Origin of the sequence: Pseudomonas sp. AA-38 (genome assembly GCF_029457475.1) — a bacterium.
Lineage (GTDB): Bacteria > Pseudomonadota > Gammaproteobacteria > Pseudomonadales > Pseudomonadaceae > Aquipseudomonas.
Window position 1 is genome coordinate 4647742 of sequence record NZ_CP120359.1, and the last position, 12906, is coordinate 4660647.

The window sequence follows — 12906 nt, forward strand, 5'->3', positions numbered from 1 at the left end:
GACGTTCGCGTCCTCGGGCAATCCCCCCTACAATCGCGCCCTTGAGCAGCAACGGGATCGCAACCTCGTGATGAAACCCTGGATTCTCGGCCTGACCGGCGGCATCGGCAGCGGCAAGACCGCCGTCGCCCAGGCCTTCATCGACCGCGGCGTGCACACAGTGGACGCCGACCATGCCGCACGCTGGGTGGTCGAGCCGGGCCGCCCGGCGCTGGCGAAAATCGTCGAGCACTTCGGCGCGGACATCCTGCAGGCCGACGGCACGCTGGATCGCGCCGCCCTGCGCCAGCGCATCTTCGCCGCCCCTGAAGAGCGGCGCTGGCTGGAAGCCCTGCTGCACCCGCTGATCGGCCAGGAGATCGTGCAGGTGCTGGCCCGTGCCGAGTCGCCCTACGCGATTCTGATGTCGCCGCTACTGATCGAGTCCGGCCAGCATCGCCTGACCGACCGGGTGCTGGTAGTGGATGTGCCGCAAGAACTGCAGATCGAACGCACCATGGCCCGCGACAGTGCCAACGAAGAGCAGGTGCGCGCCATTCTGCAGGCACAGGCCAGCCGCGAAGAGCGCCTGCGCCATGCCCACGACGTGCTGTGCAACGACCGTGATCTGGCCTGGCTGGATCGCGAGGTCGAGCGCCTGCATGACTTTTATCTGACCCTGCGTGGAGGCCAAGCATGACCACCCTCGTTCAATGCCCGACCTGTGGCGCACCCGTGGAATGGAAAGCCGAGAGTACCTATCGGCCGTTCTGCAGCGAACGCTGCAAGCTGATCGACCTGGGGGCCTGGGCGGCCGAAGAGCACGCCATTCCTGGCAACGATCTGGAAGATGAGCTGTTCAGCGGTGATCTGCCGACCAGGCCGCACTGAGCGGCGCACACCCGCTAGAGTGCATGCAACAGCCTTGTGGGGTATTGATACAGGGCTGGCAAGTTTGTGTGCTGGTCTCGGTTGTTTTCGGTGTTCAAGCTGATTATCGGCATTCTGCTGATGTCTTTGGTTTCGCCCTCCCGGGCGAGTCACTTTGCGGGCAAAGTAACCAAAACCTTCCGCCCGATCATCCGGCCCTCGCTGCGCGAGGGTTCGCTCACTCCATCGCCGCTCCAGAGGCCCGCCACGGTGGGCCATCCCTGGCCCATCGTGGCTCTCGCGACATCCATGTCGCTCGACCTCTTCCACGACGACTCCGTTCGCCCTCCTGGGCGGGCTCTGCACGCGCCTGAGCCCGAGGTAACCCAGAAGTAGTACGGAGTGCTTGAATATGAGGTCAGCCTTAGGGCTGACCAGAATGCCGGCCGCAGGCCGGCAAACTATTCAAGTGAGTGAAACTGTACGAATGAAAGTATTGGTTTAATTCGACAGCCACATCGCGACTTCACAGCCGCCAGAGCACGCAGGACTAACCTGGTATACCTGTTCGTTCAGGCGCGCGAATGGCCCCTTCAGGAGGGAGAGCGCAATCGTTGCGCAGAGGGGCGAGCGGCATGGATGTCGCGAGAGGCTTAAAGGGCCAGGGACGGCCCTTGTAAGCCGACCCTCGGAGCGACGATGGAGCGAAGCGGAGTAACAGCCGAAGGCTGGCCCGCAGGGCGAGCGAAGCGAGTAACGAACCCCGGCGAAGCCGGGGCCGGATGGCGAGGCCAAGCCTTTTTGCCTTCTTTTGTGGCGTTTGACAAAAGAAGGTCGCCGGGGGGCGAAACGGGAGCTTTCAGCAGAACACCGATAATCAGCTTGAACACCAAGAACAACACACAAACTTGCCAGTCCGGTATAAACCCGTAACCCCGCAAAGAGCTTATATCTACATCCCTACCAAGAGATGGACAGGCCCTACGGCCGCATAAAGACATACTCCCGCTCATCATCAAGATTATCGGCAAGAAACTGCAGCTCATGCGCCAGCTCCTGCGCCTCGCGCTGCGCCTTGTTCATCTGCACCACTTCGCTGAGCAGCGTGCGCAGCACCAGCAGCCTGTCGAAACCCTGCTCTTCAGCGGCCTGCAGGTCGGCCTGCAATGCCGCCCTCGCCCATGCATGAATCCCCATGATCACCTCCTGCGCTTTGCCACAGGATGGCGCCAGCGACAGCGACACACTTGACACGGATCAACACGAAACCCTGCATTCAGCAAGCTGATGAAGACCGATCAGCCATCACGCTCGTTGTCCTTCCAGGGCGCCTGCAGGTAGCGGCTGCGATTGAAGGTTTCCAGCCAGTCCGGGTAGAACACCACCAGGGCCGTGACCACGGTGCCGTTGATGAAGGCCTCGGGGAAAATGACCAGCCACAGGTAGCCGGCGAAGTCTTCGAGCCAGGGCGGCATGGGGAACAGCCCGTCCATCCACAACAGCGCCAGGCCGCTGAGCAGCGTCACCAGGGTGGCCAGCGCCGCCGGAAAGAAGCCGCAGCAGAAGATGTAGACGAACAGGTTGCGCGGCTGCCGGCGCTCGACGTACAGCGCGCACAACTCGGTGATCAGTACGGGGAGCAGGATCAGCAGGATGCCGTTGACGCCCAGTGCGGCGAGATCCAGACGCCCCATCAGCAACAGGCCGAGCTGCGCCGCCAGGCCGGCGAGGATGGCCAGCGGCCAGTCCAGCAGCAGGGTCACGGCGGTCATACCGATGAAGTGATAGGACAGGCCGGAATCGAAGTCGCGGCGCACCAGCCACAGCAGGAACAGGCCAAGCATGGTGCCAAACAGCAGGTGCTGACGGCGCAGATCGCTGAACAGCTCCAGCCAGGGCGCACGCAGCACGGCCCAGAGCAGCACCGGCAAGTAGATCAGCCAGCCCACCAACAAGGTGCTGAACGCCAGCAGGTTGGAAGCGATCATGCATGGCCCTCTCATTCGTTCATCGCGCCCGCAGTCTACACCGAGGTGCTTGCGCTGCCGACGCTGGCATGACGCCCCGGCATGCGGCTAAGCTGGCGCCATGGACGATTCAGACTATCTGCGATTGCTCACCCATCAAGCCGAACAGGCCAACGCCTTTCTCTCCAACGCCAAGAAGTGGGAGCGTGAGCGTTGGGTCTGCCAGCGTCTGTTGCAGGCGTTGAACGTGCGCCAGCGCAGCGAAGACTTCACCCCCAGCGGCCAGGAGCCGCCGGACGTGCTGTTCCGTGACGCCAACTTCGAGGTGTTCTTCGTGCTCGACGAAGGCCGCCGCCTCAACGATGAATGGCGCGCCGAGCTGGAACGCCGCCGCAGCGCCTTTTCCCTCAGCCAACTGGTGCGGCGCGAGGCGCGCCCCAAGCGCATCCCCGCCAGTGAGTTGCAAGCACGCCTGGCGCCGACGCTGCGCAAGAAGGCGCATAACTACCAGGAGCGCGGCATCGACCTGGGCGAGCTGGATCTGGTCGCCTTCGTCAGCCTCAAGCGCGCCGAGCTGGACTGCAACAGCTTCTTCCCGCCGCCCACCGAATACCTGCGCCAGGGCTGGCGCTCGCTGTCGATGGTCGGCCCGCGCTTCGCTCGTGTGCTGTTCGCCCACCCGGACGCCCCGGACTTCCTGCGCCAGAACCTGGGGCGCAGCCTGCTGTTCGACGTCGGGATCGGCCTGTGAATACGCTGCCGGAACTGCTCGCCGAGGTGCCGCAGATCGGTCAGGTGCGCTGGCTCGGCGTGCGCCCGCAACGCGGCGCGCCGATGCTTGAAGTGGAGGTGGTGGAAAGCCGTCTGCAGGCAGGCCTGACCGGTGACCACAGCCGCCCCGGCCCGCGCAACGCCAGACAGGTGACGCTGATCCAGTGGGAGCACCTGGCGGTGGTCGGCGCCCTGCTCGGCCGTGACGCGCCCCTGCAGCCGAGCGAACTGCGGCGCAATATCGCCGTGGCCGGCATCAACCTGTTCAGCCTCAAGGGCCGGCGTTTTCGCATCGGCCAGGCGATTTTCGAGACCACGGGTTGGTGCCAGCCCTGCGCCAAGCTGGAAGCCCGCCTGGGCAAAGGCACCTTCCAGGCCATGCGCGGACACGGGGGCATTACCGCACGGGTGGTGCAGGGCGGCATCATTCGCCAGGGCGACGCGGTGCAAAGCCTGGGACCTATACTCGCCAATACCACCGGCCAAGCCTAGAATGGCCGCCATATCAGAGAGGCCCCGATGACCAGCCGCCTTAGCCCCGACGACCAGCAAAAGGTCGACCAGTATCTGAGCACCCCCCAGCACCAGGTCGAACGCCCACCCTTCCGGGTCTGGCGCCTGCTGGCCTTCATCCTGCTGGTGGTCATCGGCCTGGGCATTCTCAGCCGTCTTCTGAGTCGACTGGTGCTATGAGCTGCCCCGCACTCGCCCGGCTCGACTCGCAACGTCTTTTTCAAAGCCTTGTGAGCATTCACCATGACCCATCGCATCGTGATCGTCGGCGGCGGCGCCGGCGGCCTGGAGCTGGCTACCCGCCTGGGTAGAAAACTCGGCAAGAGCGGCGCCGCGCGCGTCATTCTGGTCGACGCCAACCTGACCCATATCTGGAAACCGCTGCTGCACGAAGTCGCCGCCGGCTCGCTGAACTCCTCGGAAGACGAGCTGAACTACGTGGCCCAGGCCAAGTGGAACCACTTCGAGTTCCAGCTCGGGCGCATGGCCGGCCTCGATCGCGCCGGCAAGACCATCACCCTGGCGCCGACGCTGGACGAAGACGGCAAGGTGCTGATGCCCGAACGGCAGATCGCCTATGACAGCCTGGTGATCGCAGTCGGCAGCACCACCAACGACTTCGGCACCCAGGGCGCCGCCGAGCACTGCCTGTTCCTCGACACCCGTGCGCAGGCCGAACGCTTCCATCGCCAGCTCCTGAGTCATTACCTACGCGCCCACGCCAACGAGCAGGCCCAGGGTACGCAGATCGACGTGGCCATCGTCGGCGCCGGCGCCACTGGCGTCGAGCTGGCCGCCGAGCTGCACCACGCCGCGCAGCAACTGGCGGCCTATGGCCTGAACCGGATTCGCCCGGAAGACATGCGCATCACCCTTATCGAAGCCGGCCCGCGCGTTTTGCCCGCCTTGCCCGAACGCATCGCCGCCCCGGTGCACCAGACGCTGCTGAAGCTGGGCGTCACCGTGCTGACCGGTGCCGCCGTCAGCGAGGTCACGGCCGATGGTCTGAAGACCGCCGATGGCCAGTTCATCAAGGCCAGCCTCAAGGTCTGGGCCGCCGGCATTCGTGCGCCGGGCTTTCTCAAGGCGCTCGACGGCCTGGAAAGCAACCGCATCAACCAACTGCTGGTGCGCCCGACCCTGCAGACCACGCTGGACGATGACATCTTCGCCTTCGGTGACTGCGCGGCCTGCCCGCAGCCTGGCAGCGAGGGGCGCAATGTCCCGCCACGTGCCCAGGCCGCGCATCAGCAAGCTTCGATGCTGGTGAAATCGCTGCGCCAGAAGCTGGTCGGCGGCCCGCTGCCGGAATATCGCTATCGCGACTACGGCTCGCTGATCTCGCTGTCACGCTTCTCCGCCGTGGGTAACCTGATGGGCAACCTCACCGGCAGCGTGATGCTCGAAGGCTGGCTGGCGCGGATGTTCTACGTGTCGCTCTACCGCATGCACCAGATGGCCCTGTACGGCCCGCTGCGCACGGCCCTGCTGATGCTCAGCGACCGCATCGGACGCAGTACCGAACCACGCCTCAAGCTGCACTAGAGGCCATCTACACTGGGCAGGGATGCCCACTTTCAGGACAGCTCACTTGGCTAACGACAATTCGTCGGCTTCACCTCAGTCCGCCCTGGCCCTGCTCATCGCCGCCACCGGCGTGGTCTATGGCGATATCGGCACCAGCCCGCTGTACACCCTGCGCGAAGTGTTCAGCTACGGCGTGCAAGCCAACCACGACGGCGTGCTCGGCGTGCTGTCGCTGATCATCTGGTCGCTGGTGTGGGTGGTGTCGATCAAGTACGTGCTGTTCATCCTGCGTGCCGACAACGACGGCGAAGGCGGCGTGATGGCGCTCACCGCCCTGGCCCAACGCGCCGCCCGCGACTATCCGCGCCTGCGCCGCATCCTGCTGCTGCTCGGCCTGTTTGGCGCCGCGCTGTTCTTCGGCGACAGCATGATCACCCCGGCCATCTCGGTGCTTTCGGCGGTGGAAGGGCTGGAGGTGGCGTTCGATGGCATCGATAGCTGGATCGTGCCGCTGGCCCTGGTCATCCTGATCAGCCTGTTCCTGATCCAGAAACACGGCACGGCGCGCATCGGCATTCTCTTTGGGCCGGTGATGCTGGTCTGGTTCCTCACCCTTGCTGGCCTCGGGATTTACGGCATCGCCCAACACGTCGAAGTCCTGCGCGCCCTCAATCCTTACTGGGGCGTACACTTCTTCATCGCCCACCCGGGCATCGGCGTGACCATACTCGGCGCCGTGGTGCTGGCGCTGACCGGTGCCGAGGCGCTGTACGCCGATATGGGCCACTTCGGTCGCCAACCCATCGCCCGCGCCTGGTTCTACCTGGTGTTGCCGGGCCTGCTGCTCAACTACCTGGGCCAGGGCGCGCTGATCCTCAGCGACCCGGAGGTGGCGCACAACCCCTTCTTCCGCCTGGCACCTGGCTGGGCTTTGCTGCCGATGGTGCTGCTGTCGACCCTGGCCACGGTGATCGCCTCGCAGGCGGTGATCTCCGGCGCCTTCTCCCTGACCCGCCAGGCCATCCAGCTCGGCTACGTGCCGCGCATGTTCGTGCAGCACACCTCGGAAACCGAGCAGGGGCAGATCTACGTCGGTGCGGTGAACTGGGCCTTGATGATCGGCGTGGTGCTGCTGGTGCTGGGCTTCGGCTCGTCCGGCGCACTGGCCTCGGCCTACGGCGTGGCGGTGACCGGCACCATGCTAATCACCACCCTGCTGGCGGCGGCGGTGGTCTTGCTGCTGTGGAAGACGCCCAAGTGGCTGTCGATCCCGCTGCTGCTCGGTTTCCTGCTGGTGGACAGCCTGTTCTTCGCCGCCAACCTGCCGAAGATCGTCGCCGGTGGCGCCTTCCCGTTGATCGCCGGGGTGATTCTGTTCACCCTCATGATCACCTGGAAGCGCGGCAAGGAAATCCTCGTCGAACGTCTGCTGGAAAACGCCCTGCCGCTGGCCACCTTCATCGACAGCATCAGCCGCCAGCCGCCGCTACGCGTGCGTGGTACCGCGGTGTTCCTCACCGCACGCGTGGATGCCGTACCCCACGCCCTGCTGCACAACCTGCTGCACAATCAGGTGCTGCACGAACGTGTGGTGCTGCTCACGGTGGTCACCGAAGACAGCCCCCGCGTCGCCCCGAGCCAGCGCCTGGAGATGCACGAACATGGCGAGGGCTTCTACCGGGTGATCCTGCATTTCGGCTTCAGCGAACGCCCGGACGTGCCACGCGCCCTGGCACTATGCCAGGACGAGGCGGTGGACTTCACGCCGATGCACACCACCTACTTCCTCAGCCGCGAAACCGTGATCGCCAGCCCCCGTACCGGCATGGCGCGCTGGCGCGAGCTGTTGTTCGCCTTCATGATCAAGAACGCCAACAGCAGCCTGCGCTTCTTCAACCTGCCGCTGAACCGGGTGATCGAGCTGGGCACCCAGGTGGAAATCTGACACGAAGACAAGAGCCAGAAACGACGAAGCCCGCACAGGGCGGGCTTCGTCGTTCTATATGGTGGGTCGTGTAGGATTCGAACCTACGACCAATTGGTTAAAAGCCAACTGCTCTACCAACTGAGCTAACGACCCTAAAAATGGTCGGGGTAGGGGGATTCGAACTCCCGACATCTTGCTCCCAAAGCAAGCGCGCTACCGGACTGCGCTATACCCCGTTAGGAAGTTGGCTCCGCGACCTGGACTCGAACCAGGGACCCAATGATTAACAGTCATTTGCTCTACCGACTGAGCTATCGCGGAACTTCGGTCTTCCATCTCTTGGCGTTTCGGCTTTTGCTTTACCGCTTCAGAGGCGCGCCATTTTACGCAGCAAATTACCCCTGTCAACCCCCACAAACTGCTTTTATGACAATGCCTTGCGTCGGGCATATCGACTACACTGGAGAGCATTGCCGCGCACTGGGCACCTCTAAAAACGTAGGCGAGGCAGCTAGCGCAGGGCAAAAACAGGCGAAGAAGCGCAGTTTACGTTTTGTAAATGAGCATTCTGATCGGACTCGCGCACGAGCCTGTTTTTAACGCCGCGATGGCTACGTAGGTAGTTTTTAGAGGTGCCCTACTGTCGGCAAAGGGCCGCACGCACAGCTTTCAGGATCGTCCATGAGCACTCAGGACAAGCCGCCGAGTCAGCCGAAGGTGATCAACCTCGCCAGCCGAGGCATACAGCCGCGCTTCGGTGATCTGGCGCAGGCCTGTCGCAAGCTGGTGATGAATCGCCTGGCCGAACACCTGAACGGGGTCTTCGGCCAGGTCGACGACACCCTCTTCGAGTGCGCCGAGAAAGCCGAGAACAACAGCGTACAGACGCTGTTCTTCGACAACATGCGGGAAATCCGCCGCCAGCGAGCGCAGATCGAGCGCCGCTATCATCAGTACGTCACACACAACCTCGCCGACTTCCTCGAAGGCAAGCTGCAGACCATCGCCCCGACGGAACTGGACGCCGAGCACCTGACCCTGGTGCAGAACGAGGATTACGAAGAAAGCCTGCTGGTGACCAACATGGCCAGCCGCGTCAAGGCACGCTGCAGCCAAGCCCTGTTCGCCCTGGATCAACGCCTGGCCCTGCTCAACAATGGCCAGAAACTCGACGAGGACAGCAACCCCTTCGGCCCGCAGGCCATTGCCCAGGCCTTCCGCCAGGCGCTGGCGCCCTGCCCTTTTCCGCTGCAGATCAAGACCGTCCTCTACACCCTCTTCGACCGCCACGTGATGCACGGCCTGGACGACCTGTACGAGGCCCTGAACCAGCGCCTGATCGACGCCGATATCCTGCCCAACCTCAAGTACCGTGCGCGCATCAGCCCCAGCGGATCGCAGCCCGAAACGCCGCCACCGGCGCCAGCCGAGCAGACGCCAGTGGCCGCGCCGACGCCCGGCGGCCAGAGCGCCAGCGCCCCGACCACGGTCGCCGGCATGCTCGACCTCAACGCACCACCGCCCAGCGACCCGGGCGCGCTGTTCAGCGGCCTGGCCAGCCTGCTGGGCGAGCATCGCCGGCAGAACCCCGAGCAACCGCTGCTCGGCGGTACCCCCAGCATCACCAGCTTCTCCCCACGTAGCGCCAGCCGCACCTACAGCGCAAGCGAGCTGCTCGAGGCCCTCAACCGCATGCAGCGGCAATCGGCGCAGGAGCTGGCGCAACGCCTGCACAAGCCGCAGCCGGTAGAAGGGCTCAAGGCCGCACTGCAAGCGCAACTGGCCACGCACAGCGCGCGAGCCCAGCAGAGCAAGGTGGCCGACCAGGAAGCCGACGTGATCGACCTGGTGGGCATGTTGTTCGACTTCATCCTCGACGACGGCAACCTGCCGGACAGTTGCAAGACCGCCCTGTCGCACCTGCACACGCCCTATCTGAAGATCGCCCTGCAGGACAAGGCGCTGTTCACCCGCCACGATCATCCAGCCCGGCGCCTGCTCAATGCCATGGCCCAGGCCGGCGTGCTGCATGCCAACGAGGTTGAGGAACACGGCCTGCTGGCGAAGATGCGCTGGGTGGTGGAGCGGGTCATCCAGGATTTCACCGGCGACCTGGCCTTGTTCGACGAACTGCTGCGTGAATTCAATGAGTACGCCGACACCCTGCGCCACAAGATGGAGCTGCGCGAGCGCCGGGCGGTGGAGGCGGCCAAGGGCCGTGACCGCCTGCTGGCCGCCCGCGAACGGGCGCTTGGGGTGATCCAGCAGAGCGTTGCGCAGCGTGACCTGCCATTGATCATCCGCAACTTCCTCGAGCTGACCTGGGCCGATGTGCTGGTCTTCGGCCTGCTGCGCCATGGCGAACGCAGTGAAGAATGGCAACGCGCTTGCGAAGTGGCCGAGCAACTGGCCTGGAGCGGCACCCCGCTGCCCGAGACCGAGCGCCAGCGCTTGCAGGAGCTGCGCATCCCATTACTAAGCGACCTGCGCAAAGGCTTGGAGCTGCTCGGCGGCTATCACGAGGACGGCATCCGTCGCCTGTTGCAGGATCTGGTGGCCTGCCAGCACGCCGTGCAAGCCAGGCAGCCGCAACTGGCCGCCCAGCTCAAACCGAACCTGCCACAGAGCCCGCTGGGGGCCATGCTCGGCGAAGACGCCGACCTGGCGCGCCAGGCACCGCCCAGAGCGGAACTCTCGCCCCGAGCGCAAGCCTTGAGCCAGGAGTTGGCCAAGCTCGAGTTCGGCACCTGGTTCGAGTTCGTCAGCAATGGCCAGCGCCGCCTGCTCAAGCTGTCCTGGTTCAGCCCGACGACGCACAACTACATGTTCGTCGACCATCAGGGCCAGCGCGTGGCGGTCAAGCCGTTGACCCTGCTGGCCTGCGAGATGGAACAGGGCCTGGCGCGTATCCTTCCTCCCGAGCATGCCACGCCCCTGATGGATCGTGCCCTTACCGCCATTTACCGGGTGCTGCAGCGCTTTACCGGGCGCGCGGCCGAGCCTCATTAGCAGGCCGTTGAAAAGCGTAGGCGAGGCAGCCAGTGCAAGGCAAAAACAGGCGAAAAAGCGGAGTTTACGAGCTGTAAATGAGCATTTTGAGCCTGCTTTTAACGCAGCAATGGCAACGTAGATAGTTTTTCAACAGCCTGCTAGGAGCCCACATGCAAGAACGTCGCCGACACAGCCGTCACGGCACCGAGCTGCAACTGGAGGTCTTCGATGTCAATACGGGGCTGCGCCTGGGCCGTGTCGTCGACCTGTCGATAGATGGCTTCATGCTGTTCAGCGACACTCCACTGGCAGCCGATGCCGTCTGCCAATGTCGTCTGGTGTGCCAGGCTGGCAACGAGCGATTCGATGAAGTGCGCCTGGGCGCCGATTGCCTGTGGAGCCGGCCAGGGGCGGACAACCAGCATTGCTGGGCAGGCTTTCATATCATCGACCTGTCCGAGGATCAGGCCCGAGCGCTGGAGAGCCTGCTGGCTAAGCTCTGAGGACACAGGATAAGCCGTGCGCAACAACTATGATCCCCGCAACCGGTACGCACAGCGCACCCTACGAGATTGAGCACCCTCCACAACGAAAAACGGAGCCCGAAGGCTCCGTTTTTTATGACCGACGCTTACTGCGCCAGCTTCTTGTAACGCACGCGGTGCGGCTGCGCGGCGGCGTCGCCCAGGCGTTTCTTGCGGTCGGCCTCGAACTCGCTGTAGTTGCCCTCGAAGAAACTGACCTTGCCATCGTCCTCGTAGGAGAGGATGTGGGTGGCGATACGGTCGAGGAACCAGCGATCGTGGGAGATCACGATGGCGGCGCCGGGGAAGTCCAGCAGCGCCTCTTCCAGCGCGCGCAGGGTTTCCACGTCGAGGTCGTTGGACGGTTCGTCGAGCAGCAGCACGTTGCCGCCCTGCTTGAGGGTCAGCGCCATGTGCAGACGACCGCGCTCACCGCCGGAGAGATCCTTGACGAACTTCTGCTGATCAGCGCCCTTGAAGTTGAAGCGACCGACATAACCGCGCGACGGCACCTCGTAGTTGCCCACCTTGATCATGTCGAAACCGTCGGAAATCTGCTCCCACACGGTCTTGTTGCCTTCGAGCTGGTCACGGCTCTGGTCGACGCTGGCGATCTGCACGGTTTCGCCAATCTCGATGGTGCCGGAATCCGGTTGTTCCTTGCCGGTGATCATGCGCAGCAGTGTGGACTTGCCTGCACCGTTGCCGCCGATCACGCCGACGATGGCACCTTTGGGGATGCTGAAGGACAGGTTGTCGATCAGCACGCGGTCGCCGAAGGACTTCGACACGTTGTGGAAGTCGATGACCTTGTCACCCAGGCGCGGGCCGGCCGGAATGTAGATCTCGTTGGTCTCGCTGCGCTTCTGGAATTCCTGCGACTGCATTTCCTCGAAGCGTTGCAGACGCGCCTTGGATTTCGACTGACGCGCCTTGGCACCCTGACGTACCCATTCCAGTTCAGCTTTCATGGCCTTGGCGTGCGAGGCCTCGGCCTTGGCTTCCTGGGCCAGGCGGTTGGCCTTCGATTCCAGCCAGCCGGAGTAGTTGCCCTCGTAGGGAATGCCATGGCCGCGGTCGAGTTCGAGGATCCAGCCGGCAACGTTGTCGAGGAAGTAACGGTCGTGAGTAATCGCTACCACTGTGCCTGGGAAGTCGTGCAGGAAGCGCTCCAGCCAGGCCACCGAGTCGGCGTCCAGGTGGTTGGTCGGTTCGTCCAGCAGGAGCATGTCGGGCGCCGACAACAGCAGGCGGCACAGCGCCACGCGGCGCTTCTCGCCACCGGACAGGTGTTCGATCTTGGCGTCCCATGGTGGCAGGCGCAGGGCGTCGGCGGCGACTTCCAACTGGCGCTCCAGGTTATGGCCGTCGGAAGCCTGCAGGATGGCTTCGAGCTTGGCCTGCTCGGCGGCCAGCGCATCGAAATCGGCGTCCGGCTCGGCGTAGGCGGCGTATACCTCGTCGAGGCGTGCCTGGGCCTGCTTGATCTCGCCTACCGCCTCTTCGACGATATCACGCACCGTCTTGGCCGGATCGAGCTGCGGCTCCTGCGGCAGGTAGCCGACCTTGATACCGGGCATCGGCCGGGCTTCGCCGTCGATCTCGGTGTCGACGCCGGCCATGATGCGCAGCAGCGTGGACTTACCGGCACCGTTGAGCCCCAGTACGCCGATCTTGGCGCCCGGGAAGAACGACAAAGAAATGTCCTTGAGAATTTCACGCTTCGGCGGGACGACCTTGCTGACCCGATGCATGCTATAGACGTACTGAGCCATGAGAACCTGACTTGAATAAAAAGAGTGAAAACGCTGCGCGAAGGCTACAATGTGCAGAAATT

12 protein-coding genes and 3 tRNA genes are annotated in these 12906 nt (G+C 63.9%); 9 read left to right on the plus strand and 6 right to left on the minus strand.

The window, feature by feature from the left end:
- Positions 1-67: 67 nt before the first annotated feature.
- Together coaE and yacG are read left to right on the plus strand one after the other, a co-directional pair.
- On the plus strand, positions 68-679 hold the full coding sequence (gene coaE, locus PVE35_RS21400; RefSeq protein WP_268179099.1) for a dephospho-CoA kinase: 612 nt from the start codon (positions 68-70) through the stop codon (positions 677-679).
- The gene (yacG, locus tag PVE35_RS21405) at positions 676-870 is read left to right on the plus strand and encodes a DNA gyrase inhibitor YacG (protein ID WP_268179100.1); all 195 of its coding nucleotides are present in this window, start codon (positions 676-678) and stop codon (positions 868-870) included. Before coaE ends, yacG begins: the two co-directional genes overlap by 4 nt.
- 960 nt (positions 871-1830) lie before the next feature.
- Here yacG and PVE35_RS21410 read toward each other — a convergent pair.
- Together PVE35_RS21410 and PVE35_RS21415 are read right to left on the minus strand one after the other, a co-directional pair.
- On the minus strand, positions 1831-2046 hold the full coding sequence (locus PVE35_RS21410; RefSeq protein ID WP_268179101.1) for a hypothetical protein: 216 nt from the start codon (positions 2044-2046) through the stop codon (positions 1831-1833).
- A 101-nt stretch (positions 2047-2147) separates the two neighbouring features.
- Positions 2148-2837, minus strand: coding sequence for an energy-coupling factor ABC transporter permease (locus PVE35_RS21415; RefSeq protein WP_268179102.1), 690 nt, complete (start codon positions 2835-2837; stop codon positions 2148-2150).
- A gap of 100 nt (positions 2838-2937) precedes the next feature.
- Here PVE35_RS21415 and PVE35_RS21420 point away from each other — a divergent pair, with 100 nt between their 5' ends.
- From PVE35_RS21420 to PVE35_RS21440, 5 genes are all read left to right on the plus strand, one after another.
- Positions 2938-3567, plus strand: coding sequence for a DUF1780 domain-containing protein (locus tag PVE35_RS21420; RefSeq protein WP_268179103.1), 630 nt, complete (start codon positions 2938-2940; stop codon positions 3565-3567).
- Positions 3564-4079, plus strand: coding sequence for an MOSC domain-containing protein (locus PVE35_RS21425; protein ID WP_277372925.1), 516 nt, complete (start codon positions 3564-3566; stop codon positions 4077-4079). The genes PVE35_RS21420 and PVE35_RS21425 overlap by 4 nt, the downstream gene beginning before the upstream one ends.
- 27 nt (positions 4080-4106) lie before the next feature.
- Positions 4107-4280 (plus strand): DUF3094 family protein, encoded by a 174-nt coding sequence (locus PVE35_RS21430; protein WP_268179105.1) that lies wholly within the window; start codon positions 4107-4109, stop codon positions 4278-4280.
- A 63-nt stretch (positions 4281-4343) separates the two neighbouring features.
- Positions 4344-5645 carry an NAD(P)/FAD-dependent oxidoreductase gene (locus PVE35_RS21435; RefSeq protein ID WP_268179106.1) on the plus strand — a complete coding sequence of 434 codons (1302 nt, stop codon included), beginning with the start codon at positions 4344-4346 and terminating at the stop codon, positions 5643-5645.
- A 91-nt stretch (positions 5646-5736) separates the two neighbouring features.
- The gene (locus PVE35_RS21440; RefSeq protein WP_277374921.1) at positions 5737-7572 is read left to right on the plus strand and encodes a potassium transporter Kup; all 1836 of its coding nucleotides are present in this window, start codon (positions 5737-5739) and stop codon (positions 7570-7572) included.
- 59 nt (positions 7573-7631) lie between these two features.
- On the opposite strand, the gene PVE35_RS21445 is transcribed toward PVE35_RS21440, so the two are convergent.
- The 3 genes from PVE35_RS21445 to PVE35_RS21455 form a co-directional block, all read right to left on the minus strand.
- Positions 7632-7707 (minus strand) — tRNA-Lys (locus tag PVE35_RS21445).
- Positions 7708-7713: 6 nt separating this feature from the next.
- Positions 7714-7790 (minus strand) — tRNA-Pro (locus PVE35_RS21450).
- A gap of 9 nt (positions 7791-7799) precedes the next feature.
- Positions 7800-7875: transfer RNA gene (locus PVE35_RS21455), tRNA-Asn, on the minus strand.
- A gap of 360 nt (positions 7876-8235) precedes the next feature.
- Between PVE35_RS21455 and PVE35_RS21460 the strand changes: the two genes are divergently transcribed.
- Together PVE35_RS21460 and PVE35_RS21465 are read left to right on the plus strand one after the other, a co-directional pair.
- Positions 8236-10563 (plus strand): DUF1631 domain-containing protein, encoded by a 2328-nt coding sequence (locus PVE35_RS21460; protein ID WP_277372926.1) that lies wholly within the window; start codon positions 8236-8238, stop codon positions 10561-10563.
- A gap of 152 nt (positions 10564-10715) precedes the next feature.
- Positions 10716-11048 (plus strand): PilZ domain-containing protein, encoded by a 333-nt coding sequence (locus PVE35_RS21465; RefSeq protein WP_268179108.1) that lies wholly within the window; start codon positions 10716-10718, stop codon positions 11046-11048.
- Between the two features lie 128 nt (positions 11049-11176).
- On the opposite strand, the gene ettA is transcribed toward PVE35_RS21465, so the two are convergent.
- Positions 11177-12844: an energy-dependent translational throttle protein EttA gene (gene ettA / locus PVE35_RS21470; protein WP_268179109.1), complete on the minus strand. Its 1668-nt coding sequence runs from the start codon at positions 12842-12844 to the stop codon at positions 11177-11179.
- Between the last annotated feature and the right edge of the window lie 62 nt (positions 12845-12906).